Source organism: Brevibacillus sp. Leaf182 (assembly GCF_001423865.2).
GTDB classification, from domain to species: Bacteria; Bacillota; Bacilli; order Brevibacillales; family Brevibacillaceae; genus Brevibacillus; species Brevibacillus brevis_C.
Map to the genome: position 1 here is coordinate 165416 of NZ_LMPN02000023.1, position 26820 is coordinate 192235.

The window sequence follows — 26820 nt, forward strand, 5'->3', positions numbered from 1 at the left end:
ATTTTCCTAAAGGAGGAAACGAAAATGTCGGATGCTTTTCAAATGGGCCCCTTTTTGTTGAAAATGAGCATGCTGGCGGTCATTGTTTCGCTTTCGCTCGGCTTTGTGGCCATATCCGTTCAGCTTACACATAACAGGGAAATGAAATCAGCCGTTATTGAGCTGTTGAGTAATGCAGTGGTGCTGGCATTTCTCGTTTGGAAGTTCAGCTATGTCCTGTTTTATTTTTCGAAAGCGGTGGAGAATCCCTCATCCATTCTTTATTTTTCCGGGGGGGAAAACGGAGCCATGCTGGCAGGCGTGGCAGTTGTCGTCTACCTCACCAAGACGGTACGGAAAAAAGCGATTCCTGTTCATTTCGTCGCCTTGGGAATGGCGACAGGCTTTCTAGCTGCAACTGGTGTTTACCAACTGCTCACGGTCGTGTTAGAACAGATCAGCATGTGGTACCACGTACAGCAGGTCGTCATATGCGCCTTGTTTCTTTGGTGGCTGCAAAGGGAAAAGGAAGGACTCATTCATCTGGCGGCTTGGCTTGCAACCGTCATGTGGTTTGCCATTAGCCAAGTCTATGTGCACTTTTTTATACCGAATCGAGAAGCTGTATTTGCAGGACTTTCCGCCGATCAGCTCATGTACTATGCATTCGCTCTCTTGCTGCTCTTTTTGTCCAGACGAGTGAAGCCGATAGGGGGAACGACCGATGAAGAAGCATCATAATGTTTGGGCGATCGTCGTACTCCTGGCGCTTTTAGGATGGGGCGTTTTTGATGCGGAATTCTTGAATAGGCAGGAGCCCATCGCTTCATCTGGAGAGCAGGGCAACGGGCAGATTGGAATTGAAAAAGGAAATACCGCTCCTGATTTTGAACTTCAGCAGATAGGTGGCGGTACGGTCAAGCTGTCCGATTTACGGGGGAAAAAAGTGATTCTCAATCTGTGGGCGACGTGGTGTCCACCTTGCCGCGCAGAAATGCCGGACATGCAGCGTTACTACGAAGAGAACAAGGAAAAAGGGGTAGTAATTCTCGGTGTTAATCTGACCGATACGGAGACGAGCCCGGAAGTTGTGGCAGATTTTGCGAAGTTGTATGGCATTACCTTCCCAATCTTGCTCGATCCTGATAAAGAAGTGGCGAATGTGTACAAAGCCATTTCGATTCCGACCAGCTACATCATTGATTCGAACGGCGTGGTTCAGAATAAATACATCGGCCCGATGAGTGAAGAAATCATGGCAAACATGCTGTCTGCGGTAAAATAGAAAAACCGACAGCAGGCAATATGTGCTGTCGGTAGTGATATCGCTTCTATTATCCAGCGTCTGCTTTGTTCTCTGTTTCTTTGAGTGGTGCCTTTCGATCCAGACGAAACACAGCATTGAGCAATTTGTAAATATGCTTGGATTCCTTGGTCAGCAATGGACCTAAAATGGCGAGAATCAAAACGTAAAGAGCCGCAAATGGTTGCAAAATTTCCATGAGTGCGCCCGCTTTTCCGAGATTAGCCATGATGATGGAGAACTCACCGCGAGATACGATGGTCAGTCCAATATTGGTAGAAGCCTTGGGAGACAATCCGGCACTTCGCCCAGCCAAAAGTCCGGCGACGACGTTACCGAAAAGGGTGAGGGCAACTGCACCAATGGACAACCATACGGCTCCACCTAATGACAATGGATCAATTGTCAAACCGAAGCTGAAGAAGAACATGGCTCCGAAGAAGTCGCGAAACGGCAGGATGAGATGCTCGATGCGCTTCATGTGTTGTGTTTCTGCCAAGACGAGACCTACGAGCAATGCTCCGATGGCTTCGGCAACATGGATCGTTTCGGAAAAACCCGCAATCAGAAACAGAGCGGCAAACACCGTTATCATGAAGACTTCGTTTGATTTGATGTTCAATGCCCGATTCAGGAAAGGTACGAGCTTGCGGCCTACGATAATCAGGAGAAGCATGTAGCCGAGTGCAATCAATGCGGATGAGAGCACGCCAGCAAGAGAAGTTGCACCGCTTAACACCAAGCCGGACACGATCGAAATATAGACGGCCAAGAATATGTCTTCGAACATGATGATCCCCAAGATCATCTCTGTTTCGCGATTTGCTGTACGTTTGAGATCCACCAGTACTTTTGCCACAATGGCGCTGGAGGAAATCGTGGTAATACCGGCGATAATCAATACCTCTTTGAGAGGGAAGCCAGCGGCCCAACCAAATATGAGGCCGAGGGTAAAGTTGATGACGATGTAAATGGTACCGCCTACGGCAATGGATCGACCAGCCTTGATCAGACGGCCTACCGAAAATTCCAGTCCGAGGTAAAACAACAGGAAGAGTACGCCAAGTCTGCCCATAAATTCGATGAGCGGGGCGCTTTCAATAAAGCGGAGATCAAACAAGCCGATGTCGGGAGCGTGTGGACCCACGATCATCCCGACGAGAATGTAGAAGGGGACAATGGAGAATTTTAACTTCATGGAGAGGAACCCCGCAATTGCTATGAGTGCGAGGGCAAGACCAACTTCAAAAACGATGTGCTCCAATATCACTCACCTCCGTTGCTGAGAATAGTCTTGAGAGCCTTCACCTGCTTCCGTTCACCTGCAACGACCAATGTAGATCCTGTACAAAGGACATACTCGGGGCCGGGATTAATCGTTTGTTTATGGTCTTTTTCGATAACAGCGATGATGGTAGCGCCTGTTTCTTGACGAATGTTGAGTTCCCCAATCGTCTTGCCAATGGCAGGAGCGTTCGATTCAATCTTGTACCATTCGATCATGAGTTTGTCTAACGCAACCTCGACTGTTTCCAGTGCAGATGGTTTGTACGTCAAGCCGCCTACGATGGCAGCAATTTGTCTCGCCTCATCATCGTCAAGGGTAATCATGGAGAGCGTTTCGTCTATATCATCACGGTCAAAGTGATACATTTCACGGCGGCCGTCATCGTGAATGACAATAACCAGCTTGTCGCCACTTCTGGTTTCGATCTGGTACTTCCTGCCAATTCCTGGTAAATCGGATTCTCTAATAGAGAACATGTAAGATCCTCCTTCGCGCAAAACACTGTATTGGCATAGATAGCTGCTCTATTCTCCCAGTGAGCAACAAGTCGTCAATAATTATTTGGAATTATATCCATTCCGGTGATATTTTAGTAATAATCCCCCCTGTTGTGCGGATTATTGTCGACATTCATACCTACATCAACTATTATACACGAAATGACGTCATTTTTCTTCAAAATGAAACATTTTTATTAAAAAATGACACACTTATAAACGAACAGGAATGTCAATTTTCCTCTAAAACGTGGTCGCTCCTCATGAGCGGGCTTCGATAGAGGTTATTTTAAGGATGATGAAACATGGCGAACAAACAGTATCGATTAACAGAAGCGGAATGGGTCTTTATTCAAGACATGCGGTCCATGGATATGGATGAGCTATTGGACATCGTGATCGCATTGCGTAATGAGGTAAAGGAGCTGGAGAAAAAGGCGGAGCTGATCAGAGAGCGCGAAAAAGAGGGCTGGCAGGAGGAGTATCAGGCAGCACAGAAGCGAATTAATCATCTGCGCCAATTCGAGGCTGAGCTTCGTAAAACATGGCCAAATGACTAAAGCAAAAAGAGGTTCTCTTTCCATAGGAGAACCTCTTTTTATATGGACTAGGCCGTGATCGGCTTTGTTTCCGAATCGTTGTCCGACTCGATGGCGGTTTCATCTGCTTGCTGGATTCGTCCCGGATGGAACTCATTTTCATGCTTGGCTATGACCACAGCAGCTACGCCATTTCCGATCAGATTCGTGATGGCACGAGCTTCTGACATGAATCGATCAACGCCGAGCAAGAGGGCAATGCCTTCGACCGGAATGATAGGAAAGGCTGCCAAGGTAGCGGCGAGTGTAATGAAACCAGAACCTGTGACACCAGCAGCCCCTTTTGACGTAATCATCAGGATTCCTAGAAGGGTGACCTGTTCCCAGAAGCTGAGCTCAATGCCATACGCCTGGGCGATAAAAATGGCGGCCATGGATAAATAGATCGAGGTACCGTCCAGGTTAAACGAGTAGCCCGTCGGTACGACCAGACCGACAACGGATTTGGAGCAGCCGTACTTCTCCAGTCGATCCATCATTCTCGGAAGAGCGGACTCTGAGGAGGAAGTACCGAGCACGAGCAGGATTTCCTCCCGAATGTATTTGATAAACGAGAAGATGTTGAATTTGTAGTACCGCGCGATCCCGCCCAATATGAGAATAATGAACAAAAACATCGTGATGTAGACAGCCGTCATCAAAAGACCCAGTCTTGTCAATGAACCAATGCCGAATTTGCCAATCGTGTACGCCATTGCACCAAATGCAGCTATTGGAGAAACCTTCATGATCATGTTGACGACACCGAAAAATCCGTGTGTCAGCTTGTCAAACAGCTTGATGACGGGCTGGGATGCTTGCCCCATGGCAGCGAGTGAGAGACCAAACAGGACAGCGAAGAACAGGATAGGCAACAGCTCGCCTTTTGCCATCGCCCCGACGACGTTTTCCGGGATGATCCCCGCAATAAAGTCAATAAAACCGTTGTTACTCTGTGCAGCAGCCTCCGTGTATTTGGAGACGTCCCCGCTGGTCAGGCCCGTTTTGTCAAAGCCTACCCCAGGCTTGATCAGGTTGACCACGAGCAGTCCGATTGCCAATGCAATTGTGGTAACGATTTCAAAATAGAGCAGCGCTTTGCCGCCGATCTTACCGACCTTTTTCATGTCTCCCATACTGGCGATTCCATTCACTACAGTGAAGAAGACAATTGGTGGAATGACCATTTTGATCAGTTTGACAAAAATATCGGCCAACACCTTCAGCTCTGCGCCAAATTTGGGTGCAAAATGACCAACTAGAATACCGAGAATGATGGCAATAACGACCTGTACGGTCAGATTTTTAAAGTTGATCCGCATGAAATTCGTTCCTCCTCCAGATTTTGAAAACGCTTTATTCTCTCCTTCGCATTGTATAAATTGTGTGAAAAATTGAAAATGATACGGTCATATTGGTTGTTTTGGTCCTTTTGGTCATGGAATTCCCCTCAAATTGGAAAGGAAAAAATCGATTGTTGACATACTCTCGACACGAAGGATAGGTAAAGTAAGAGATGTACATAGTGACACGAAAGAAATAGACAACCGGGAGAATGGAGGATTTTCTATGTTCAAGAAGCAATATCTGGCAATTGCCTCAGCGTTGATTCTGACTACCACACTTATTCCGACGAGCTCTCAAGCAGCGACTGGAACGAAGAATCTGCAAGCTAAGTACAACAACATTAAAGTTATTTATAACGGCGCAGCTGTTCCAACTACAATCGAACCATTCATCGTAAACGGAACCACGTACATTCCACTTCGCATGATGGCAGACGTGTTCAGCAAGGATGTAGCATGGGATGGCACGAAGTACACCATCACGGTAAAAGACAAGCCGAACTCCCAGCACGCATCAGAGTTGGCTGCACGTGATGCTCAAATCAGAACCTTGCAAGGCACAATTGACAGCCTGAACAAACAGATTACTGATTTGAAAAACAGCAAGAGCAGCAGAGATGATGACGATGATGTCCAAGATGACCTGGACGACCTGGAAGATCAACTCGAAGATGACTACGATGACTACGAAGATATCGAGTGGAAGTTCACGCTGAGTGGCGACGAAGATGATATCGATGTAGAAATCGCGGTCGACAAGGATGAATTTGAAGACGAGTACGACGCTATGGATGATTCCGATTTCGAAGATCTCGTTGAAAAAGTAGTAGAAGATATTTGGGATGAGTTCGAAGATGCTGACATTGAAGGTGAAATCGTAGACAGCAGCGATGATGACGATGAGCTGTGGGATTTCTCCGCGGATGCTAGCGATGAAGAAATCACTTTCGACGGTAGCGTTATTAACTAAATACCACTCAAAGTGGGGACGTTTCTCACAAAAAAAGCCTTGCTCCTTTACATGGGATGCAAGGCTTTTTTCCTATTTTCCAAAAACATCAAAGGCAAATTTTAATACAAGGTTGTAAACTGATAGAATAGAAGTACGTAGAGTATAGAGGGGACCATGCGAGAATTCGCGAATAGGAATGATTATATGTCTGTAAATCAGGTAGGGAAGATATGAAAAGCATTTTATTGGTAGAAGATGAACTGGTGATATCGCGCGTGCTGAAGGCTTACTTGCAAAAGGCAGGGTATGAGGTCTGGCAAGCGAATGACGGGATCGAGGCCATGCAGCTTTTTGATGAAAAGAAGCCGGATTTGGTTCTATTGGATGTCATGCTCCCTGAACGCAATGGCTGGGAAATCCTCCAGTATATTCGCGAAAAGAGTTCCTGTCCGGTCATTATCATGACCGCGCTCGGCCAGACAGACCAAAAGCTCAAGGGACTGAATCAAGGAGCAGATGACTACATAACGAAGCCTTTTGTCGCGGACGAAGTAGTTGCGCGAGTCAATGCGGTGCTGCGCCGCTCTGTTATTTTGGTGAAAGATCAAGAGACTCGACTATTCGGAAGCTTGAAAATAAACTTTCAGTCCCATCAAGTAACGCTGCACGGTCTCGAACTGACGTTTCACCCGCGTGATCTGTCCTTGCTGCTTTTTCTGGCACAAAATCCGAATCAGACCTTTACCCGTGAGCAGTTGATTGAACAAGTTTGGGGAATAGATTACGGGGGGAGTGATCGCGCCGTAGACCTGGCGATCAAGCGGGTCAGAAAGACGCTGGAGAATTGGCCGGTTCATGAGGGCGAGATCAAGACGCAAAGAGGGGTTGGGTATCAATTCTGTGTTTATAAAAAATGAGCCCGTATCGCTGCTGCGCTATTGGACCACACGCTATCTGCTCACCCTCGTGATTGGGTTGCTCATCATTGGGGCTGTCTCTGCTTATTGGATCAAGTACGCTGCAATTGAAAAGCAGGTCGAGGTGACGCGACTGTTTGCAGAGGAAGTGGCTGATCGAGTCGTCGATGATGTTGGAAATATTTTGGTGGGGGAAAAACTTCATCAGGTATTGGATAATCGGCGTAAGTTTATGGGTGTTGATCGCAACCTGATTTTGTTCATTGAAGATGTAAAAGGAGAGGTCGTTTACAGTCGGCCAACTAAGCTGCCACCTCCCTTGCAGCAGGCGGCACCTGAGTTGTTGGATCAGGCGAATATATGGGATAAAGTGAGGCATCCGTCAGGTGAGACACTGTATGTAGTGAGGAAAAATTTGGAATACAATGATCAAGTCATTGGCAAAGTGATCTTGCTTTTCCCAGAAACAGATATCAAGGTAGGCAAAGAAGAAATCCAGTATTTGGTCATCATGCTGGGCAGTTTGGGTGTGCTTGGCTGGGCGGTTATTTATTTTCATGCGCGGAAGCTGTCTGAGCCAATTCAAAATGTGGTGATGTCCGCTCGCCAGATCGTAGAAGGAAACTACGACGTCTTGATCAATAAAACGATCAAGGAAAAAGAAATTCACGAGCTGGTGCATACGTTTGCGGAAATGGCAGACCGTCTTCGCCAGTTGGAAAGCATGCGAACAGAGCTTTTGGCTGGAGTGACACACGAGCTGAAAACCCCCGTAACGTCGATTAGCGGATTAATCCAGGCAATTAACGACGAGGTGGTTTCCGGTGAGGAGCAGAAGGAGTTTTTGGAAATCTGCTTGAAGGAAACGAAGCGCCTGCAAAAAATGGTAGAGGATTTGCTAGACTTCAATTCATTTGCAGTAGGAGCGATCACCGTTTGTCAGGAAGAGCAAAACGTGAACAAGCTGATCCGCGAGATCGCCTCACAATGGCAGATTGTCCACGACCTCGGTCATGTCACATTTACCGTTGGGGTTCTGGAAAAGCAAACGATGATCTATGTCGATCCAGGCCGTGTTCAGCAAATCTTGATTAACCTTTTGAACAACGCGAAACAGGCTGTCGGTGAGGCTGGAAACATAGCGCTTACTCTCTACAAAACGGACACCGATTTACGAATCGACGTCAAAGACGATGGGCCAGGGATACCCGCAATGGAACAGCCTCTTGTGTTCGAGCGTTTCTTTCGCGGAAGCAATAAAAAGGATAAAGTACGTGGACTCGGTTTGGGGCTGTCCTATTCTCGCATGATGGCAAAGGCTCTTGGCGGAGATCTCCTCCTCGCAAAAAGCACGTCAGAGGGATCTGTATTTACGCTGATTTTGCCCATGCGCAAGGAGCAGACCGAGGAGATTGCTTGAGAGCTTCACCTGCGTTGGTGGAGCTCTCTGATTTTCTGCATCAAGGGTTCTCCGATACTCGGAGCGAATTGATCGTAGACTGGCTGCAATGCTGCTATCCAGGCCGCACGTTCTTCTGCTGTCTGAATGTGGATGTGCATTCCCCCATTTTCTTGGAGCAAGCGCAGTTGTTTGTCATTCATCGAAACAGCCAATTGATTATTGTAAGCTGTCGCTTCCTGCATGGCTTCCGATATGGCCTGCTGAATATCGGTGGGGAGGTTGTTCCAAAACGTTTTATTAATCACGACGGCGTAGCCCAGATAGCTGTGATTGCTGATCGTCATGTGCTTTTGTACTTGGTAGAGCCGTTTGGTGTACACATTGGAGATCGTATTTTCTTCGCCGTCTACTTTTCCGGCAGCCAGCATGCTGTATAATTCATTGAAGGAAGAGCCTACAGGGATTGCCTGGAGCGTGCGAAACTGAGCTTCGATCACGTTGCCTGGAATAATGCGCAAACGTTGACCGACAAAATCGGAAGGCATGATCAACGGGCGGTTGGCTGTCACTTGCTTAAAGCCGCTTGCCCAGAAGGCCAGCCCTTTCATGTCGGAATCTTCAAGCTTATCGAATAGTATTTGACCGATTTCCCCATTGAATACGGTTTCGACATCCTCTTGCGATCGAAACAGATAAGGCAGATCAAGCACAGCCCACTCCGGAATGCTGTTGGAGAGATAGGAAAATGCGGGTGCGATCATCTGGATTTCGCCGTTTTGCAAAGCAGTCATCTCGGTTTTCTCGGTGTGAAGGATACTGTTGGGAAAGACTTGTACCTCTACACGTCCGTTTGTCTTTTCCTTCACTAGTTGGGAAAAGCGTTCGATAGTCAAACCCTTTGGTGTGTTTTCTGCGATTACGTGGCTGAACTTGATGATAATTTGATTGGACAGCCCTACCTGTTCTTCGTCGTATCCTCTGTTTTCCATCAGGAAATCTTGTCCGAAGCCTATAATGACAGCGCTCACAAGTCCGAGGAGGACAATGAATGTACTGGTTACCAACGATTTCATTTTCAAACACCTGCTTACGTTGAATGAATTTGAGTTGCAAACCCAATGGAAAGGAAAGAACGAACCTGTTCGAACGCTTAACAATCAAATGGAAGATTATGCTACTCTCCGTCGGAATCGTTCTTTTTTCCTTGATCATCGGAAACTTGATCATGGCCGGAGGGATTATTCGGATTACGGAAACCCAACTGGGACAACGGCTGATGACCACAGCGCGCACAGTTGCGACGATTCCAAATGTACAAAAAAGCATTCAGGAACCAGACGGGTGGAAGGTGATCCAACCGACAGCAAACAACCTGCGCGTCGTCAATGATGTGACGTATATCGTCGTGCTGAATAAGGAGCGTGTCCGTTACTCAGACCCGCTAGATGCGCGGATTGGTACGGTGTTTATGGACCCTGCGGTTGATGAGGCTTATGCCGAGCACTCCTATTTTCAAAAAGTAAAAGGAGAGATGGGAACGGCTCTGCGGGCCTACGTACCGATCATGGATGACCAGCATCAGCAGGTGGGCGTCGTTCTGGTCGGACGTGTAATGCCTGATGTCTGGGGGATCTTGTACAGCGAGCGAAACAATATCGCGCTGACCTTTTTCTTCTCCTTATTGTTCGGGGTGTGGGGCTCCTATCAGTTGGCCCGTCACATGAAAAAGCAGATGCTCGACCTGGAGCCGGACGAAATCGCGCGAATCCTGGTAGAGAGAACCGCAACCTTCCATGCCATGCATGAGGGAGTCATCGCCATCGACAATCGGGAGCGAATTACGATCTTTAACGACAGGGCGAAGCAAATTTTTGGCATAGAGGGAGAGGTGCTGGGCATGCACATACGGTCTGTCCTGCACGACACCAGATTACCAGAAGTGCTGGAGCTTCGCCAGAATTTTACCAACACCGAAATTCACGTCGGCAATACACTGCTCTGGTCGAACCGTTTTCTGATCAAGGTCGAGGAAAAGATCGTCGGCGCAATTGCGATTTTTCAGGACAGAACAGAAGTGGCGAGAATGGCGGAGGAGCTGACGGGCGTAAAAGAATTCGTCGGTGCGCTGCGGGTACAAAATCACGAGCACATGAATCATTTGCATACCATCGCAGGCTTACTCCAGCTCCATCAGCATGAAAAGGCACTCGCGTATTTGTTCGAGGTCAACGAGCAGCAGGAGGAGCTCACCTCCTTTTTAACAACACGGATCATGGATGAGAATTTATCTGGGCTCTTGATTGGCAAAGTAAGTCGCGGAAGAGAGCTGGGCATCCGTGTTGTCATTGATCGCAGGAGTCATCTGGAACATTTTCCACCGTACATGGATCATCACAATTTCGTGCTCATTATGGGAAATCTGATCGAGAATGCCTTTGATTCACTCGAGCGAATCGAACGCGAGGAGAAGGAGATCATGATCAGTATCGAGCAAGACGAAGAGATTTGCTCCATCCTGGTGGAGGACAACGGAATCGGTATGGACGAAGAGACGCGCCGACACATGCTGGAACGGGGATTTTCTACGAAAGAACGAGCGCACCGTGGACTTGGTCTGCATCTGGTGCATCAGTTGGTCAATAAAGGGAGGGGCGAGCTGGTTTGCCATTCGGAACCCGGAGAAGGGGCCAGTTTTCTCATAACGTTTCCGATGGAGGAGGTGGAGAGTCATGGAGAAGGATAATGATAACGTTCGCGTACTGATTATGGAAGACGATCCGATGGTACAGGAAATCAACAAGCAGTTCATTGAGCGCGTCCCGGGCTTCGTCGTGGTCGGAATTGCAGCCAATGGGGCAGATGGACTCAAGTTAGTGAATGAGCTTACTCCTGACTTGGTGATCATTGATATTTTCATGCCAATCCAGGACGGGGTGAAGGCTCTGATGGAGCTGCGTGCCGCCAAACATGCTGTGGACGTCATCGTCGTGACAGCTGCAAAGGACAAGACCACGATCCAATCCATGCTGCGCAACGGTGCCATGGACTATATTATCAAGCCGTTTCAATTCGAACGGATCAAGCAGTCGCTGGAAAACTACCGGGAATTTCGACGACGGATTGAGTGGGAGGGCACCGCATCTCAGGATGAGGTCGACCAGCTACTATTCCGCAAAAGTCCAGAAAAAGAACAATCCGATACGAATCCAGGCAGGGCAGTACTGCCGAAGGGACTGCACGCTGTCACCATGGAGCAAATCATGCGTCAAATCGAGAAAGAGAGTCAGCCACTATCGGCAGATGACGTGGCCGAACGCGTAGGGATCGCGAGAGTGACGGCCAGAAGGTATTTGGACTATCTGGAGAAGAGCGGGAGTGTCAGAATGGATGTCAGCTATGGTGGGGTAGGCAGACCGACGAATCGCTATGTACGTGTCACTCCACAAGATACGGGGGGCAGAGAGCGCCATGATCGATTATGAAGTGTTATTAGGCTCGCTGTTTGATATCGTGCACGTAACAGACGCAGAAGGCAGAACCTTGTTTTGCTCAGGACGATATGAGGAATTTTTCGGAATCGATCCCAAGGAAATGATGCGCAAGCCGATTGAGGAGTTTTATCATCTTGGTTATTTTGCCCCAACGATCACGAGGCGGGTCATTCGTGACAAGAAAAAGATACATACAATTCAAACCACCCGCAAAAATCGGAAGCTTTTTGTGGAAGGCACACCGATTTGGGATCAGGACGGGAATTTTAGCGGAGTGATCCATACGTTCATTGATATAACGAGCCAGGAGCAATTGCAGCAGGAATTAAACGAAGTCAAGTACGTCGGGACGGTCTTGCAGAGTGAAATGACCAAGGAGAACAACAGACAAAAAGGAGAGACTAGCTTGATCTACCGCAGTCAGTCCATGGAGCAGGTTGCCCTGTTGGCCAAAAAACTGTCGCAGGTAGAATCATCTATGATCCTGTTGGGAGAATCAGGCGTCGGAAAAGGCGTGCTGGCAAAATACATCCACGAGTGCAGTCCGCGGGTGGACAAGCCATTCGTGCACATCAACTGCGGAGCCATTCCTGAGACATTGCTGGAGTCAGAGCTGTTTGGCTATGAAAAGGGTGCTTTTACAGGAGCGTTCAAAGATGGGAAGGCAGGTTTGATTGAGAAGGCAAACGGCGGCACGCTGTTTTTGGACGAGATCGGGGAGATGTCACTCTCCTTGCAAGTGAAGCTGTTGAATGTGTTGCAAGAAAAAACGATTACGCCCGTTGGCAGCTCTGTTTCGCGAAAAGTTGATGTAAAGCTGATCACGGCCACGAATAAAAACCTGCGGCAAATGGTCAAGGAAGGCAAGTTTCGCGAGGATTTGTACTATCGCATTCACGTCGTCCCGTTGGAAATTCCACCGCTGCGCGAGCGGCAGGAAGAGATACCCGTGCTCGTTCATTACTTTCTCAATGTCTTTTCGCAAAAGTACTGTTTGGAAAGACAGCTCGCAGATACCTGCTATCGCATCCTCAGTGAATACGATTGGCCTGGCAATGTGCGAGAGTTGGAAAATGTGGTGGAACGGCTCGTCGTCACGTCTCACGATGTCCTCATTACACCCGCGCAAATTCCGCGTTACATTCATAACCAAGAGTTCAGTGAACATAAAGGGATCAAGGTCGATCGTGTGATGGCGATGCAGGATGCAATGGATGAGGTGGAGCGCCAGCTCGTGCACCGGGCCTATGAGCAGCATAAAACGACGACAAAGGTAGCCGAAGCGCTCGGAATCAGCCAGCCGTCTGCAAGTCGCAAGCTGCGAAAATGGCTATGCACCATTTGACACAGATGTACGATAATGGGGAGAGAAACCGGAGGAGGAGACTGGACAGATGAACAAAGGGAAAGCATTGCGAGCGGGAGATACAATCGGAGTAGTGGCAACCTCTAGCCCTGCTACAGAAGAAGTGCTGAACAAAGCAATGGCAGAGCTGCAAGGTATGGGATACAAGGTAAAAATATCGGATACGTGCCGGGAATCCTACGGTGGGTATTTGGCGGGAACTCCTGAGCAACGGGCGGCTGAGCTGAATGCCATGTTCGTCGACGAGGAAGTGGACGGGATCATGTGCATGCGCGGCGGTTACGGTTCCCCGCAAATTCTGTCCTTGCTCGATTATGACCTCATCGCCCAAAACCCGAAGCTGTTTATCGGCTACAGCGACATCACGGCGCTGCATACCGTTTTCGGACAGCGGGCGAATCTGGCTACCCTTCACGGACCGATGGCTACCTCGGACATCGCGCATGGACTGGATGACTGGTCCAAGCAATATTTGCTGCGCGCCATGACTCGCCCAGAGCCATTGGGAGCAATCATCAATCCGCCTGGAGAAGAAATCGTCTGTCTCGTCGAAGGTCAGGCAACTGGACCCGTAGTCGGCGGGAATCTCGCCCTCGTCTCCGCGTTGATGGGGACGCCTTACCAGCTCGATACGAGAGGCAAGCTGTTGTTTCTGGAGGATATCGACGAGGAGCCGTACCGGATTGACCGCATGCTGACACAGCTTGCTCAGGGCGGCTTGTTTGATGATTGTGCGGGCGTCGTCATCGGGACATGGACCGATTGTGAGCCGAAAAAGCGCGAAGGCTTCTCTGTCTGGGATGTGTTTCAAAATATCGTCGTCCCGTACGGAAAACCGACCATCTGGAACATCCAGATCGGACATGGCGCGTGCAACATCGCTCTCCCACTGGGCGTAGAGGCTAGTCTCGATACGACTAACGGTGAACTGGTGATCGAAGAGAGTGTAACGATATAGGGAGAATGAGTGAGAATCCGTCTTCTATAAGCGGATTCTTTTTTTGGACGAAGAAAGACTGCCGAGTTTCTCGACAGCCTTAAAGTGGGAGACAGTAGTTATTAATCTTTCAGCTCAGTAATCACTTTTGAAGCCCGTTTTTCATCAGGGGTAGGGAACATTTGAAATTGATGCTGAAGCTCGATTTCCTTCTCATTCAAGTCACTTGAATTTTTTTGCTCAGCTTGTCCCCTGTGTTTATCGCTAGTTTCCACGACCAGTCACCTCCCTCAAAGGAGTAGGGTATACAACAAGTTCCTACTTTATCCCAAAAAGAGGAAAAGGATGCTTATCGTTTAATCGGCAATGAATAGTAACCAAATGCTAAGTCAAGCAAGGCACTGGCTTCTTGACGCTTCAGTAAATCTTTTGCGCGGAATGTGAAAGAGCCATCTGCGTTTACCTTCGTGTCAGGATCGACGATGCCTTGTGAAACAAGAGCAGTGATCGCATCTTTTGCCCATGCGTCGGCTGTGTCTTGCAGCGTCACTTTGCTAGTTGCCACTGGTTCAAGCTGCTTTAAATTTTGGATCATGGCAGCAGCGACTTGTCTTGTGATTGGTGCCGATGGGTTCAAATTAGGGATGCCTGCGGCAAATTGCTGTCTAAGCCCGTTTTCACTCCCGGCCATTACGTAATGGCCCTCTGCTTTGATCAGGGCGTCAGCAAATTCGCCTTGTGTCATGGTCCCTGTAGGATCAAATTTACTTCCTGATTTCGCTCCCATAATGGAAAGGGCGCTGAGGTTGTTGATATGGGTCTTATAGCTGCTAGTGTTAGGGACGTCTGAGTAGGTCTTTTCCATTTCCATTTTTTGTGAATGGGCAACAAGGCTCAAGCCGTTCATCGCTGTATAATAGAAGTATTTGATGTTACCGTTTTTGTCTTCCTTGAACGCGACTTTTTCTCCTGCCTCATCTACAAATAGCAATGGGCGAATCATTCGCAGCTTTTGTTTTCCGGTTGCCTCACCCTCAAGCACGAGTGATCCATTCTCATAGGTAATAGAAGTGCGTGTCCAATAGGCACGTGTATTTTGATACAGCCCGAAATATTTTTGCGCATCCGCTTCACTCAAGGGCAAGTAAACAGGCTCAGCTTTTTTTTCTGTTTCTGGGAAATAATGATCCATGAATTCTTTGTAAATATCAGCGCTAACCATAGAATCATTGTTGTAGGACATGAAAAAGCCGGTTTTATGTTCCGGGATCAATACCATCAGGGAAGAATGGCCTGGCATGTTTCCGCCCTTCAAAACAACGTGCTGACCATTTGTATACTCTGGAAAATAGTTTTCAAAGCCTATGGTTGTGATCGGGATGTCATCCGCGAAAATCTGGTGCGTATGCATCAAGTCCAAGCTTTTCTGGCTGACGATTTCCTTGCCGTCAAATTTTCCGTTTTGCAGGTGCATGATCATGTACTTTGCCATGTCTTCTGCTGTTGATATGATGCTTCCCTGCGGACCATCAGTTGGAGCGTGTCCTTCTAGCGGACGTTGCTCGCCATTAAGATCGTAATTGGCAGCCATTCTCTTCATGAGCTCAGGCTTCAAACGTACACTGGTCGAGGCCATTCCGAGAGGCTTGAACACTTTTTCATCCATATACTGGGCAAAGGGGATTCCACTTGCTTTTTCCACGGCGTAGCCAGCGAGTAAGAATCCTGTATTATCATACGTATAGACTTCGCCAGGTGGTCGGATGATGGTCGGCATGTGCTTTGGAAGGAATTCATCCATAGAGATGTCCTGCCCGATGTATTGTGGACTGGTAAAGGTAGTTTCGTCCGGAAATTCGAAGCCGGGTGTGTAGGTGAGCAAGTCGTACATGGTGACTGGTTTTCCTGTCTTATTCGGAATTTTTAGCCCACCGAGATATTCCTCTATATTGGCATGCAGGTCAATTTTACCCGCATCGACTTGCTGCATGGCCGCCAAGGCGGTAAAGGTTTTCGATACTGAGCCAATTTGGAACACCGTGTCTTTATCAACAGGGATTTTCTTTTCCTTGTCAGCAAAGCCGTAGCCTTTGTTCACGATGACTTTACCATCACGGACGACCACAAAGCTGGAACCAGTCACATTATGTTCTTTCATTTTTTTTGCAAACAGTGGATCGGCAAACGCTTCTATTTCTTTGGCATCCACCGGTCCTTGGGCAGCAATGGAAGCGGTCTGAGTGGATTCCACAGCACCGAGCGACTGTGTGCATGCGGTAATCAAGGTTGTGGAGAGAAGAAAAATGACGAGACTCATTTTTTGTATCACTTTTTTCATGTGCGATTCTCCTTTTTGTGTTGGCAACACGGTTTGACGCACCGACTTTGAGAGTGAGCGCTTGAGCACAGTATGGCAAAGCTCGTGTCATACTCGGTAGTTACTTCCTGTCATCACTTTTCCGACTGACAAATTGATTTTGATGAAATGACATGACCTAGCCTGTCATATGACATTTTGATACTGGCTCATATGACGCGCAGTGGTTTACGGTAATGGCAGACCGTCATCAGTGTGTCGGAAAAGGTATAGATGGGAGAGTTAGCTTAGATGAAAAGAGCGATCATGCGTAACGTTCAAAATGTTGTCTTTTTGCTGTATACATTTGTCTCGGGAGTATTTTATTTATGTTTTTACTTGGTCAGTATCGTGCTTGGCTTGGCCTTGTCATTTACCGTAGTGGGAATTCCATTGCTCACCAATGTGTTGCGTACAACTCAAACCTTTGCCCAGCATGAACGTATTCAGACGAAGATTTATACGGATATTTCCATAGAACCGTTGGCAATGAGAGAAAGAGCAAAGGGAAATCAATGGATGCAGGCAAAGGCGGAATTAATGAATATAAGAAACTGGCTATCCGTTTATTGGCTGATGCAAAAATTTGTCCTAGGGTGCATCTGCCTAGTGATCGGAGTACTCATCTACATTGCACCCGTATGTTTTGCGTTCATACCATTGCTCTATCCTTTCGTGGAGCTACATTTTTTCGGGAGCGTAGTGGATTCAGAGCTGAGGGCATTGCAAATTATGAGTTTAGGATTCATACTCATGATCGGATGCTCCAAGCTAGGGAACGGTCTGGTACAATTAGTTGGTGGGTACACGCGCTTGATGTTCAAAGCAATTAGGGGATGATGGTTTGTTAGATATCGTGAAACAATGGGCCTGGTATGACTGGGTGATGTTTTTTTTACGTCTGATCGTTTGCTTTTCACTAACCGTTACGACTGTAACCTTTGGAGAATATCTCACGCTGCCCTTATGGCTGGTTATACTTTGGGAAATGATGGTTTTTTCCGTCCCGTGGATTTGTTTAATGCTGAGCTATCGTTACTATCTGATAGCAGAAATGCTCTTGTTTGGCGGATTATCGATTTATCTCACGTCTATGTTTCCGGAGGCGTACCTTACTTTATTGATGCCTGCTTTTTTGATTGCCGCCAATAGTGCGGAGAAATCGTATCGCTGGGCGGCTCCCATTACGATTGTTTTCCTTCCACTGCTGATTGTACTTTTTTCGCGGGAAATTGATGTCTTCGTGATTTTTCCGCAAGTCGGGCTTGCTTATGTGATAGGGTTTGCTTTTCATTTGCTCATCGTTAATCATCGTCAAAATGAAATTATTCGCAAGCAAAACAGTGTGCTGGAGCAATACCTCACTCAAATCGAGAGAGTGACTCTGCTGGAGGAGCGGGACCGACTTTCCAAGGACCTGCATGATACGATGGGGCATTCCTATGTCTCGATCATCATGGGGATGGAAACCTTACGTCAGGATATAGCGTCGCAGGAAGGGTTGCAAAAGCTCGAATCCCTCTTGCAGCTTGCACGAAAAGGCATGAAGGAAGTGAGAGGGTACTTGCATCAGATGGGGTCACCGCAAGAGACGCTTCCCTTGGGTCATTCGTTGAGGCAGCTTGCGGAGGAGTTTCAGACACATGCAAAGGTAAATGTGCGGTTTCGTGCGATCGGAGAAGAGTATCCTGTTGGTAAGCAGGTGAAAATGACCTTGTTTCGCTGCTTGCAGGAATCTTTGACGAATGCCGTACGCCACGGGCACGCTACGGACATCGTCGTTTCCTTGCATTTTGAGCAGCAACAGACGAGGCTGGAAGTACAGGATAACGGTCACGGGGTGGAAAATTGGGAGGATGGCTTCGGGATCACGACGATGAAAGAGAGAGCCGCTCATTTGCAAGGAAGAGTATCCGTATACTCAGAGCGGGGAGAAGGAACGCTCGTTACTTGTTTGGTGCCGAGGATGGTAGAGAGCGCCGATGAAATCATTCGTTTGTTTATCGTCGATGATCACTCGTTTATTCGGGAAAGCTTGCGCTCCATACTTGAGGGACAGCGGGACCTGCGGGTAGTCGGGTTAGCCGAGGATGGGGCGCAGGCTGTGGAGCTGTGCGAGGAGCTGGAACCAGACCTGGTGCTGATGGACTTGGAGATGCCGAATATGGACGGGATTACTGCGACAAAACGAATAAAGGAAAAATGGCCCGGTATTCGTGTCCTTGTCCTGTCTACGTTTCAGGATACTGAAAAAGCCAAGGAAATCATGCGCAGTGGTGCAGACGGCTATCTTTTGAAATCGATAGAATCACGCGAGCTTGCAGAAACGATTCGCCTCGTCCATCGCGGCGGTACGATGATTGCACAGGACCTGTTTCATAAAATGCTGGATGCACAGCCAGTAAACGAACAGACAGATTTGCTCGGTGCACCGAAACTAAGCGAAAAAGACGAGAATGCTTATGGTTTAACGAAGCGGGAGCAGGAGATTTTGCAGATGCTTTCCCAAGGCATGCGCTATAAAACGATTGCTTCCAAGCTGTATTTGTCAGACGGGACCGTGCGTAACTATGCGTCTGCTCTGTATGACAAGCTCGGAGTGCGGAATCGGGATGACGCGGTACAAAAAGGGAAAAAGGAAGGACTTCTGTAACGTATGACAGCCAGGGAAAGTAGGCCCTGGCTTTTTTGCTTTTTTATTCTGACTAAAATAGCTCGTTTATTGTAAATATTTCTTGTTCTGTTAATATAAAGTTTAGCCTAGATTATGGTATACAGAAGACAGAGCAAGGAGATTGCGACAATGAAACGATTCATGGCAGCATTGCTAAGCGTTATGTTAATCCTAACGGCCCACCCTACTACGCTCCAAGCCAAAGGGGACGACACAACAACCGTATACGGAGAGCAATATACACGTATCGGGGAGGATTACCATATCCTGAACGATAATGTGCTACTCTCGAAAAAAGATGGAACTGTATGGACGTGGTACATCCACGACTATCCGCTTAGTTCTTCCGATCCCTTCTATAAAGCCAAGAAGGTGCAAATTCCGGGCTTGCAGAATGTGAAGGAGATGACGGTAAGAAGAAAGACGGCCACCGGAAACCATATTGGTAACTATGTGGCGCTCAAGAAAGATGGAACTGTGTGGTATTGGGACGCCGATCCTAGCGCCACCCTTGCAACTAGTCCTGCCAGTGTTCCGCGACAGATCAAAGACTTGAAAAATGTAACATCACTAGACGCCCACTATAGCGGTTCCTACAAGGTCTTCTTCGTATTGAAATCAGATGGTTCTGTTTGGAGCTTGGGAAGTGAAGTAGGCACGACTAAGGGTGTCTCACCCGTTCCTGTCCGAACAAAGCTGCTAGATGATGTCGTATCTATAGGAATGGCTAGAGGCTTTGGTTTCGCTGTTAAAAAAGACGGTTCAGTTTGGAGATGGAATGCAAATTTGTATCTTCCGAATAACCGCTCTAAAAACAAAAGTCCTGAGAAGATGAACGGATTTGATAATATCGTCAAGATAGAGCCAGGCATGTCTACCAGCTATGCCTATAAGAAGGATGGCAATGTCTTGTCCTGGTCAACAACTGACGCTAAAAAGTTTCCTTTGTATTTACATGCAGCAAAAGACGCGCGAACGATGGTTCATTTCAACTCCATTCGTGATCGGAAAATCGACGAAGCTTATGCCTTCCGAGAGGACGATCAGCTTTGGTCTGTGGAAAACAATAAAGTTTTCCCAGAGCTTACGGAAATCGCTTCTATCCACCATAGGGACTTTTCTTCCAAAGAAAGATTTTACTATGTATTAAAAAAGGATCAGACTTTGTGGGCTTGGGCAGATGCAATTGCCTTACCGAAGCTTGTTGTTTTCACGGAAGAAACGGTAGCTCGTAATCGCCCTGGGACAGCAGCTAAACCGACTGGCGATCGTTCTGGGACAACAGACAAACCCACTAGCACTCGCCCTGGGACAACAGCCCAGGCTGTGATACGAACTTCGCCGGAAATCAGTCTTTATCCGTATATCACGATGCTGCAACCTGGCGGAAAACAGTCAATTATGGTAAATAATTTGCTTCCCGGGGCAAAAATGACGTACACCATTGACGATCCGAGCATAGGAACCTTATCGAATGTGAATGGCACACAGGTCGTAAAAGCGAACAAACCCGGGCAGACCATTGTACGGGCTACTGCAAGCAGAGCAGGTTATCCGGACGTGACCGCTTACTTTTTGTTGTACGTCGTCGATAGCAACATGCTGTCCGAGACGTATTACACTGCCGTCCGATCTGTACCTGTCGCTGACAGACAGCGTCCGTTTATTGTGGAGGGACTGACCCAAGCAGGAGAGCTTGTTATTACAGCAGCAAGCAGCGAAAAGCCGGAGCTTGTTAATGGCCAATTCGTCATCACTCCCGAGTTGGTTGATCGCGTAGCTGACAATGCACGAAAGACTAAGACAGCGGTAGAACAGACGCTGTCGGATAACAAGATTGTTCTTGCGAGAGAGTTAGTCGTGAATGGGGAAATTTTGTCTTCGCCTGATCAAAATGGTTATACATTCAAGCTGGACAAGGATAGCTTCATGAATCGTAAGGATGCCGACTATCTTACCCTGCGTGCGGGGGATGCAAAGCTGGTGCTTAATTTTGCGACTGTAAATCAACTGTTCCATTCGTTCCCCGTTATCGTTATTCGCCTGGTCGAAAGCAATAATGGCAAATATCATGTGCAATTTTTAGATGAACATGGCCAGGAGCTTTCGAACGTATCTAGCAACATCAGGCTCATTCTGCCTGCCAATCAGGCGGACGCGACCCATAATAGCGTGTTCTATACGAATGGGAAAATAACGCAGCCGATCGGAGGAAAGTTCAATCCGTATAATAACGGCATGGAAGCCGAAATAAACCGTTCTGGAACGTATTTCTTGGACAATAATACCAAAACGTTCCCTGATGTTGACAATCGGGACCCTGAGTTACAGCAAGCCGTACAGTTTCTGGGATCGAAAGGAATCGTAACCGGGAAAGAAGATGGCAACTTTGAGCCCGATTCACCGCTTACCCGTGCAGAGTTTACGGCGATGCTTGTAAGAGCTTTTTACGCTTTGGACGAAACGGCGACGGAGAGCTTTTCAGACGTGAATCCGCCGCAATGGCATGTTCCCTTTATCGCTTCATCCGAAAAAAAGGATATCGTCAAAGGTTATCCGGACGGCACGTTTAGGCCGGATCATACCATATCCCGGGAAGAAATGGCTGCGATTGGTGCGAGAGCATTGCATGAAAAGAAAAATTATTATTACCCTTCGAATACGGAGGACTATTTGAGTCAATTCACTGACCAACAAACGATTTCCGATTGGGCGAAACCAACGATGGCTTTGGCTGTGAAACAGCGTTTGATCGATATTCCTGCTGATAAACAGATTAGAGCTGGGGAGGCCGTCACTCGCGGGGAAGCTGCCCGCATGCTATATCGACTATATTTGCAGCTTTGATACTGTTAATAACGAGATAAACTTTCCAAGGCTCATTTCAACCTGACTATAGGGAGGAATGAGCTTTTTAAAATAATGGAGAACAGGAGAAGTGAGGGCATGGACTTTGAAATTGAAGAGATCCGCGATTATTATGGCGCTGAATTACAGGCCTACGAAGTGGCAATGAAGATGAGACAACAAGGTGAATACACTTCATATAAATATGCGTGTGAGCTGCGTAGGCTATTTGAACAAATCGATCCTGCACCAATGAAGGATGCTGAAAGTTACTGGTCACATCTGGTAGAAGATTATGAAACTGGGTTATGAAACAGTGCGAATGAAGCGATCGATAATAATAGGAGATAAAGGGTGATTTCATAGAAACTAATTTGACAGCCATTTACATATAGTTGTATATTAAACTACCAAATGTACCCCCTATATACATAAACAATTCTTCTATCAAAACTCCACGAGGAGGAATGACACGATGGAAATGTCTATCACAAGAGGACTCTCAGAACTAAAATTACTCGATAAAAGAATTCAAAAAGGCATCAATGAAACGACTTTTATGACTTCGGCCATTGGGCATAAACCAGTGTCTGGCTATACATCCACAGAACTCTATGAGGAAACGACAGAGCGCAACTACCAATCAGTCGTTGATTTAATAAAAAGAAGACAAAAAATTAAGTCCCTGATCGTCGAGTCCAACGCAAAGACGATGGTTACGATTAGCGGCAAGAGCATGACAGTCGCCGAAGCAATCGAACGAAAAACGTCCATTCAATATGAGAAATCACTGCTGGAGAAAATGAGAAGAGATTACAACCACGCTGTTACGCAGGTAGAATCAAAAAATGAAGAAGTACAGATGCGATTAGAAAAGCTACTCGAAGCGAACTTTGGCAAAGACTCCAAGGTGAAGGATACGGAAATGGAGGCAATCTCCAAACCGTTTAAAGAGCAAAATGAAGCGAAGCTTGTAGATCCATTGAAATTAAAAGAGAAAATGGATACGCTTAGTAAAGAAATTGACGAGTTTGAGTGTGAAGTCGATTTTATTTTAAGCGAATCCAATACCATTACCAAAATTAATCTTGTAGATTAATAGTGTGATTTGCTAATCATTTGAATGCTGATAAACGAGAGTCCCTTGCCTAGTGGGTTAACTAGGCCATCCTAAAACTATTTGGTAAATATGAGGATGAAAGCTCAAAGATGAGAGCTCAGCTTTCAAATCTTACGTATCAAAGCTCTTTAGGCTCAAAGCTCAGAACTTAGGCTTTAAGACTCGATGAAATCTTGGGGCATTGGTCCATAAAAGTACACTCTCTGGACTTTTCAGCAACCACCAAGCTAGATGGTTAGCAACTAGCACTCATACAAAGTAGAGATATGTTGAGAAAAAATTTTCAACGTACCTCTACTTTTTTTATTTGATGAAAAACCAATAGGTGATAGGATTCAGGTATAATATGACAAGGAAAGAAATGGTTAGGGAGTGTGGCAATGGAATTTGAATTTCACATTACACTAAATGATATGAGTCTGGGTGAAAAAGAAGTGTTCATCGATATTTGCAAGGCGGAACAAGTGAAACCGGTCATGATCGTCTTGGATCAGGGAAATTACATCAATCAACCGATGATAACAGGAGTAATCCAACGACCAAATTTTCATGAAGCCAATAAAGAGATGGAAAAGATTGCGGCTACGTTTCAAAACAACGGTTTTAGCATCGTCCGAAAAAAAGTAGAGATTTCTCCAAAGGAAGAAAAGTTCTTTTACCAGCCCATCCTAAAAAACTCGAAGCCTTACTTCGAATGGCATGGCAAAGTAGCGGTCGATGATGTCGCCGCATTACGAAATTTATGTGAAGGTCATGGCGGGCATATTTCCAGAAACTCTTTGAATGTGAATGGAAAAGTGAGATTTATTACCGTCCGAGAATATGAGAGCCCAAAACAGTTTTACGATCGAGTAGAAATGATACATATCATTTTGCAAGCAAATCAGATCGAGCTAATCAAAGAACAATATGAACTATGTATTTATGACAGCCGCGAAGAACTGGACAGCGGTTGGATTTCCTAATTTGTAGAGGGGGGCTCATGATGATTACGTATGAAGATGTAGCAGAGTTGGAATATGAGGCGAGAGAGCTCGTTGTTTTGGAAGCACTATTGAGAAGAATTGCTCTGGTGAATATGCCCTTTGTATTAAAAGGCAGCCTGCTAACCAGACAATATTTGGACAACCGAGAGATTCGGGACGCGGATGATATCGACTTATTGTATGCGGGGAAAATCAGAGACGTCGAACATGCACATGAAGTATTTACACAATGGATGATCCAAGTAACTGAAATGGATCTAAACGATGGCGTTGTGTTTAGAAGCTTTCGAAAAAATGCCTTTTGGAGATATATCGATTACGCAATGGCAGATGATTTTCCGACAATCAATACGGATATTGCCTATTATTTCACAGGTCAAACAAGGGAAGCGAATGACTATAACGAGCTGAATCTGGATATTTCGTTTAACCTGGAAATGGATGCAGACCCGGTTCCGCTAGAGTACCAACCTGTCTTTGGGGAAAGCTTTTTGGTTCCGTACACGGTCCCTCTGTCCATCCAGGTTGCTTGGAAGCTGCATCAAACGATTGTCAGGCCAAGGTTTAAAGACTTGTACGATTTGAAATTTTTACTCTCTCACCCGTCCTATGACAACGATGCGCTCAAGGAAACATTACAGGCGCTCGTGAACGAATGCAGTATCGATCCGTCTATTAAAAAAGCGGATATGAAAAAGGTGCTCGTTGATGATTTACATCACATATACGATTCATTATCCTACGATTACGACTTGAGAAAATATGCGGGCAGCATGGATCGTGGCCTCTATTTTACGCAGTTTGTCAGTGATTTGCGTAAAAAGATGGATTTTGCCGGGATTAATGGGTATGCGTTTGAAAGTTTGCCGAGCCCAACACCGAAAAAATGATAACAGCATAGTAAGTGAAGTAGGCTTGTTCCGTCTGTCGTGGTAGACGGAATGAGCTTTTTTTATAACATTCACCATCATCATTCATGAATAATACCCTACATTAACCCAATTTCTTTCGATATCAGGTGTCTTTCGAGTCAATGGGATGATCCAAACTGTACATGTAGGGGAGTAGCGAATGAGCAAAAGCAAACAAAAAGATGGGAAAATCATTTTTGATTACATTGTTGTAGGCACTGGTCCAGCAGGCTCTGTTCTTGCAAAGAAACTAACGGACGATAAAAAAACATCCGTTCTCGTATTGGAAGCAGGAGAAAATAATGATAGGGACACGCCAATTAGCAACTCAACGTTTGCTTTAGAGCTGGAGGAGCTGTATCTTCCTCAATATTTTTGGCAAGGAGAAGGAGTACCCCAGGAAAAAGTAAATGAACGAAGTTTTGAATGGACGACGGGTCGATTATTGGGTGGAGGCACTTCTATTAATACACAGCAGTATGTACGACCTACGTCAGCAGTTTTTCAACAATGGGAGAAGCTGCTGGGACCTCTTTGGTCACCAAAGAATGCAACTCGCACTTTCCGAAAAATGGAGAATTACAATGGAAAGACAAACAATAAAGAGGTTCATGGTTATAAGGGATTGATCGACATTCGGCAAGCACCTGAAAATCCAACGCCCATGTCCAAAAAGTTAGTGTCAGCCATTGAGAAAGCAACGGGATTTCGAAAAATTCTCGATTACAATGACCCGAAAACTCCCCTTGGACCCTTTACCCGTTGGCAATTATTTCAGCAACCGAATGGACGGCGAGAAAGTGCTTCCACCGCTTTTCTCTCATCAGATATCATGACTACTGCTGGTCAAGGAGTCAATGGTCGAAAGCTACAAGTTTTCTTTAAATCAACAGCTCTTCGGGTATTATTTAAGAATAAGCGAGCAATTGGCGTAGAATTTCTCAAAGAGGGTAAACGCGTGAGAGCCTACTCACGGAAAAAAGTAATCATCTCTGCAGGCATCAATAGCTCTCAGCTTTTAATGCTTTCTGGAATCGGTCCCGCCCAAATGCTTAAGGACGCAGGAATCCCTGTTGTTTTCGCCAACCCCCACGTAGGCAAAGGCCTTAGAAACCACACGCTCAACTTTGCTGAGTTTAGTGCCAATCCGAAAGATAACCCATTGCCTGATGATGATCCCAATGCGCTTTTTACAGGTGGGGCCTTCTTGCCAGATCCCACTCCAGGCTCAAACAAAGCACGTCGTGCAGTCCAACTAATTGGAATCGGCTCAAAAGGGAAACTGATGATAGCGATCCTTTTCCTAAAACCAAAAAGCCGTGGTTCCATAAAAATACAAAGCAATGATCCGTTGAAAATTGTGCTGGCTGATGAAGGATATCTCCATAATCCCGCTGATCTTGAAGCCGTTAAAAATTGCTACAAGGTATATATCAAGAAGATTGCCGCACAATTAACCGCGATTGACCGATCATACCGGCTTACTTCTCCAACGCTAGACATCATCAATAATAATCGCAAGCTTGAAGAGTTCATCAAAAATAATTTTGACCATAATCATCATGAACAAGGTACGCTTCGCATGGCGCCTCTTAGCAAGGCGGGAGTGGTGGATAGCTATGGTCAAGTCCACGGAGTAAAGGACTTAATTGTTGCTGATGATTCGATTATTCCATTCACGGTGGATGGCAACACGTCTGCACCAGCCTACCTTATTGGTAATACAATTGCACAGCAGCTCTTGAAACAAAACTCGCGAGATAATAAGAAAATGTGAAAGTAGTAATGAAAATGGTAATATCCCGTGAATCCGCAATTGTACGGAGATTCAAGAGATACTATTCATGGATTGCCATTGTACGAAATCTCT

General features: G+C 46.5%; 24 protein-coding genes. 18 read left to right on the plus strand and 6 right to left on the minus strand.

All coding sequences use genetic code 11. From position 1 onward, the window contains the following. Positions 1 to 24 precede the first annotated feature (24 nt). Together ASG16_RS14250 and ASG16_RS14255 are read left to right on the plus strand one after the other, a co-directional pair. The gene (locus ASG16_RS14250; RefSeq protein WP_056496971.1) at positions 25 to 720 is read left to right on the plus strand and encodes a hypothetical protein; all 696 of its coding nucleotides are present in this window, start codon (positions 25 to 27) and stop codon (positions 718 to 720) included. Continuing rightward, positions 704 to 1264, plus strand: coding sequence for a peroxiredoxin family protein (locus ASG16_RS14255; RefSeq protein WP_056496968.1), 561 nt, complete (start codon positions 704 to 706; stop codon positions 1262 to 1264). Before ASG16_RS14250 ends, ASG16_RS14255 begins: the two co-directional genes overlap by 17 nt. Positions 1265 to 1313: 49 nt before the next feature. Here ASG16_RS14255 and ASG16_RS14260 read toward each other — a convergent pair whose 3' ends face one another. Beyond that, positions 1314 to 2546 (minus strand): cation:proton antiporter, encoded by a 1233-nt coding sequence (locus ASG16_RS14260; protein WP_056496966.1) that lies wholly within the window; start codon positions 2544 to 2546, stop codon positions 1314 to 1316. A gap of 2 nt (positions 2547 to 2548) precedes the next feature. Then, complete coding sequence (locus ASG16_RS14265; RefSeq protein ID WP_056496962.1) at positions 2549 to 3046, minus strand: cation:proton antiporter regulatory subunit; 498 nt, start codon at positions 3044 to 3046, stop codon at positions 2549 to 2551. Positions 3047 to 3372: 326 nt separating this feature from the next. Here ASG16_RS14265 and ASG16_RS14270 point away from each other — a divergent pair, with 326 nt between their 5' ends. Further along, positions 3373 to 3627 carry a hypothetical protein gene (locus tag ASG16_RS14270; RefSeq protein WP_056496959.1) on the plus strand — a complete coding sequence of 85 codons (255 nt, stop codon included), beginning with the start codon at positions 3373 to 3375 and terminating at the stop codon, positions 3625 to 3627. A 47-nt stretch (positions 3628 to 3674) separates the two neighbouring features. On the opposite strand, the gene ASG16_RS14275 is transcribed toward ASG16_RS14270, so the two are convergent. After that, the gene (locus ASG16_RS14275) at positions 3675 to 4967 is read right to left on the minus strand and encodes a dicarboxylate/amino acid:cation symporter (protein WP_056496956.1); all 1293 of its coding nucleotides are present in this window, start codon (positions 4965 to 4967) and stop codon (positions 3675 to 3677) included. A gap of 247 nt (positions 4968 to 5214) precedes the next feature. On the opposite strand from ASG16_RS14275, the gene ASG16_RS14280 reads away from it, so the two are divergent. The 3 genes from ASG16_RS14280 (at position 5215) to ASG16_RS14290 (ending at position 8280) form a co-directional block, all read left to right on the plus strand. Then, on the plus strand, positions 5215 to 5961 hold the full coding sequence (locus ASG16_RS14280; RefSeq protein ID WP_056496953.1) for a stalk domain-containing protein: 747 nt from the start codon (positions 5215 to 5217) through the stop codon (positions 5959 to 5961). A gap of 212 nt (positions 5962 to 6173) precedes the next feature. Next, positions 6174 to 6860 (plus strand): response regulator transcription factor, encoded by a 687-nt coding sequence (locus ASG16_RS14285; RefSeq protein WP_048031614.1) that lies wholly within the window; start codon positions 6174 to 6176, stop codon positions 6858 to 6860. Beyond that, on the plus strand, positions 6829 to 8280 hold the full coding sequence (locus ASG16_RS14290; protein WP_056496951.1) for a HAMP domain-containing sensor histidine kinase: 1452 nt from the start codon (positions 6829 to 6831) through the stop codon (positions 8278 to 8280). Before ASG16_RS14285 ends, ASG16_RS14290 begins: the two co-directional genes overlap by 32 nt. Before the next feature lie 5 nt (positions 8281 to 8285). Here the strand turns inward: ASG16_RS14290 and ASG16_RS14295 are convergent, their stop codons facing one another. Beyond that, positions 8286 to 9335 carry a DctP family TRAP transporter solute-binding subunit gene (locus tag ASG16_RS14295; protein ID WP_056496948.1) on the minus strand — a complete coding sequence of 350 codons (1050 nt, stop codon included), beginning with the start codon at positions 9333 to 9335 and terminating at the stop codon, positions 8286 to 8288. Between the two features lie 98 nt (positions 9336 to 9433). Here ASG16_RS14295 and ASG16_RS14300 point away from each other — a divergent pair, with 98 nt between their 5' ends. Genes ASG16_RS14300 through ASG16_RS14315 form a run of 4 tightly spaced genes read left to right on the plus strand, consistent with a single transcriptional unit; the run spans position 9434 to position 14077 of the window. Continuing rightward, complete coding sequence (locus ASG16_RS14300; protein ID WP_056496945.1) at positions 9434 to 11005, plus strand: ATP-binding protein; 1572 nt, start codon at positions 9434 to 9436, stop codon at positions 11003 to 11005. Beyond that, positions 10992 to 11744 (plus strand): response regulator, encoded by a 753-nt coding sequence (locus ASG16_RS14305; RefSeq protein ID WP_056496942.1) that lies wholly within the window; start codon positions 10992 to 10994, stop codon positions 11742 to 11744. The genes ASG16_RS14300 and ASG16_RS14305 overlap by 14 nt, the downstream gene beginning before the upstream one ends. After that, positions 11731 to 13098 (plus strand): sigma-54 interaction domain-containing protein, encoded by a 1368-nt coding sequence (locus ASG16_RS14310; protein WP_056496939.1) that lies wholly within the window; start codon positions 11731 to 11733, stop codon positions 13096 to 13098. Before ASG16_RS14305 ends, ASG16_RS14310 begins: the two co-directional genes overlap by 14 nt. Before the next feature lie 49 nt (positions 13099 to 13147). Next, positions 13148 to 14077 (plus strand): S66 peptidase family protein, encoded by a 930-nt coding sequence (locus tag ASG16_RS14315; RefSeq protein ID WP_056496936.1) that lies wholly within the window; start codon positions 13148 to 13150, stop codon positions 14075 to 14077. A gap of 101 nt (positions 14078 to 14178) precedes the next feature. Here the strand turns inward: ASG16_RS14315 and ASG16_RS30905 are convergent, their stop codons facing one another. Further along, a complete protein-coding gene (locus tag ASG16_RS30905) occupies positions 14179 to 14331 on the minus strand; it encodes a hypothetical protein (protein ID WP_198674223.1) in 153 nt (50 codons plus the stop codon). 74 nt (positions 14332 to 14405) lie between these two features. Then, positions 14406 to 16394, minus strand: a complete 1989-nt coding sequence (locus ASG16_RS14320; protein WP_056496934.1) for a serine hydrolase domain-containing protein — start codon at positions 16392 to 16394, stop codon at positions 14406 to 14408. A gap of 270 nt (positions 16395 to 16664) precedes the next feature. On the opposite strand from ASG16_RS14320, the gene ASG16_RS14325 reads away from it, so the two are divergent. The 8 genes from ASG16_RS14325 to ASG16_RS14360 all read left to right on the plus strand — a co-directional run bounded on the left by ASG16_RS14325 (position 16665) and on the right by ASG16_RS14360 (position 26727). Continuing rightward, positions 16665 to 17252 carry a sensor domain-containing protein gene (locus ASG16_RS14325; protein ID WP_056496931.1) on the plus strand — a complete coding sequence of 196 codons (588 nt, stop codon included), beginning with the start codon at positions 16665 to 16667 and terminating at the stop codon, positions 17250 to 17252. 4 nt (positions 17253 to 17256) lie between these two features. Beyond that, positions 17257 to 19065 carry a helix-turn-helix transcriptional regulator gene (locus ASG16_RS14330; RefSeq protein ID WP_056496928.1) on the plus strand — a complete coding sequence of 603 codons (1809 nt, stop codon included), beginning with the start codon at positions 17257 to 17259 and terminating at the stop codon, positions 19063 to 19065. 150 nt (positions 19066 to 19215) lie between these two features. Beyond that, positions 19216 to 21933, plus strand: a complete 2718-nt coding sequence (locus ASG16_RS14335; protein WP_056496926.1) for an S-layer homology domain-containing protein — start codon at positions 19216 to 19218, stop codon at positions 21931 to 21933. A 99-nt stretch (positions 21934 to 22032) separates the two neighbouring features. Next, positions 22033 to 22245 carry a hypothetical protein gene (locus ASG16_RS14340; protein WP_111914431.1) on the plus strand — a complete coding sequence of 71 codons (213 nt, stop codon included), beginning with the start codon at positions 22033 to 22035 and terminating at the stop codon, positions 22243 to 22245. A gap of 163 nt (positions 22246 to 22408) precedes the next feature. Then, on the plus strand, positions 22409 to 23032 hold the full coding sequence (locus ASG16_RS14345) for a hypothetical protein (protein WP_048031627.1): 624 nt from the start codon (positions 22409 to 22411) through the stop codon (positions 23030 to 23032). Between the two features lie 401 nt (positions 23033 to 23433). Next, positions 23434 to 24018 carry a hypothetical protein gene (locus ASG16_RS14350; RefSeq protein WP_056496923.1) on the plus strand — a complete coding sequence of 195 codons (585 nt, stop codon included), beginning with the start codon at positions 23434 to 23436 and terminating at the stop codon, positions 24016 to 24018. Between the two features lie 17 nt (positions 24019 to 24035). After that, positions 24036 to 24929: a nucleotidyl transferase AbiEii/AbiGii toxin family protein gene (locus ASG16_RS14355; protein WP_241970759.1), complete on the plus strand. Its 894-nt coding sequence runs from the start codon at positions 24036 to 24038 to the stop codon at positions 24927 to 24929. Positions 24930 to 25110: 181 nt separating this feature from the next. Next, positions 25111 to 26727: a GMC family oxidoreductase gene (locus ASG16_RS14360; RefSeq protein WP_056496917.1), complete on the plus strand. Its 1617-nt coding sequence runs from the start codon at positions 25111 to 25113 to the stop codon at positions 26725 to 26727. Positions 26728 to 26820 lie beyond the last annotated feature (93 nt).

What these genes read in the sequence shown, in the direction of transcription:
- ASG16_RS14250 (WP_056496971.1), top strand. Translation starts at nt 25, where the DNA reads ATGTCGGATGCTTTTCAAATGGGCCCCTTTTTGTTGAAAATGAGCATG.
- ASG16_RS14255 (WP_056496968.1), top strand. Translation starts at nt 704, where the DNA reads ATGAAGAAGCATCATAATGTTTGGGCGATCGTCGTACTCCTGGCGCTT.
- ASG16_RS14265 (WP_056496962.1), bottom strand. Translation starts at nt 3,046, where the DNA reads ATGTTCTCTATTAGAGAATCCGATTTACCAGGAATTGGCAGGAAGTAC.
- ASG16_RS14270 (WP_056496959.1), top strand. Translation starts at nt 3,373, where the DNA reads ATGGCGAACAAACAGTATCGATTAACAGAAGCGGAATGGGTCTTTATT.
- ASG16_RS14275 (WP_056496956.1), bottom strand. Translation starts at nt 4,967, where the DNA reads ATGCGGATCAACTTTAAAAATCTGACCGTACAGGTCGTTATTGCCATC.
- ASG16_RS14280 (WP_056496953.1), top strand. Translation starts at nt 5,215, where the DNA reads ATGTTCAAGAAGCAATATCTGGCAATTGCCTCAGCGTTGATTCTGACT.
- ASG16_RS14285 (WP_048031614.1), top strand. Translation starts at nt 6,174, where the DNA reads ATGAAAAGCATTTTATTGGTAGAAGATGAACTGGTGATATCGCGCGTG.
- ASG16_RS14295 (WP_056496948.1), bottom strand. Translation starts at nt 9,335, where the DNA reads ATGAAATCGTTGGTAACCAGTACATTCATTGTCCTCCTCGGACTTGTG.
- ASG16_RS14300 (WP_056496945.1), top strand. Translation starts at nt 9,434, where the DNA reads ATGCTACTCTCCGTCGGAATCGTTCTTTTTTCCTTGATCATCGGAAAC.
- ASG16_RS14305 (WP_056496942.1), top strand. Translation starts at nt 10,992, where the DNA reads ATGGAGAAGGATAATGATAACGTTCGCGTACTGATTATGGAAGACGAT.
- ASG16_RS14310 (WP_056496939.1), top strand. Translation starts at nt 11,731, where the DNA reads ATGATCGATTATGAAGTGTTATTAGGCTCGCTGTTTGATATCGTGCAC.
- ASG16_RS14315 (WP_056496936.1), top strand. Translation starts at nt 13,148, where the DNA reads ATGAACAAAGGGAAAGCATTGCGAGCGGGAGATACAATCGGAGTAGTG.
- ASG16_RS14320 (WP_056496934.1), bottom strand. Translation starts at nt 16,394, where the DNA reads ATGAAAAAAGTGATACAAAAAATGAGTCTCGTCATTTTTCTTCTCTCC.
- ASG16_RS14325 (WP_056496931.1), top strand. Translation starts at nt 16,665, where the DNA reads ATGAAAAGAGCGATCATGCGTAACGTTCAAAATGTTGTCTTTTTGCTG.
- ASG16_RS14335 (WP_056496926.1), top strand. Translation starts at nt 19,216, where the DNA reads ATGAAACGATTCATGGCAGCATTGCTAAGCGTTATGTTAATCCTAACG.
- ASG16_RS14340 (WP_111914431.1), top strand. Translation starts at nt 22,033, where the DNA reads ATGGACTTTGAAATTGAAGAGATCCGCGATTATTATGGCGCTGAATTA.
- ASG16_RS14345 (WP_048031627.1), top strand. Translation starts at nt 22,409, where the DNA reads ATGGAAATGTCTATCACAAGAGGACTCTCAGAACTAAAATTACTCGAT.
- ASG16_RS14350 (WP_056496923.1), top strand. Translation starts at nt 23,434, where the DNA reads ATGGAATTTGAATTTCACATTACACTAAATGATATGAGTCTGGGTGAA.
- ASG16_RS14355 (WP_241970759.1), top strand. Translation starts at nt 24,036, where the DNA reads ATGATGATTACGTATGAAGATGTAGCAGAGTTGGAATATGAGGCGAGA.
- ASG16_RS14360 (WP_056496917.1), top strand. Translation starts at nt 25,111, where the DNA reads ATGAGCAAAAGCAAACAAAAAGATGGGAAAATCATTTTTGATTACATT.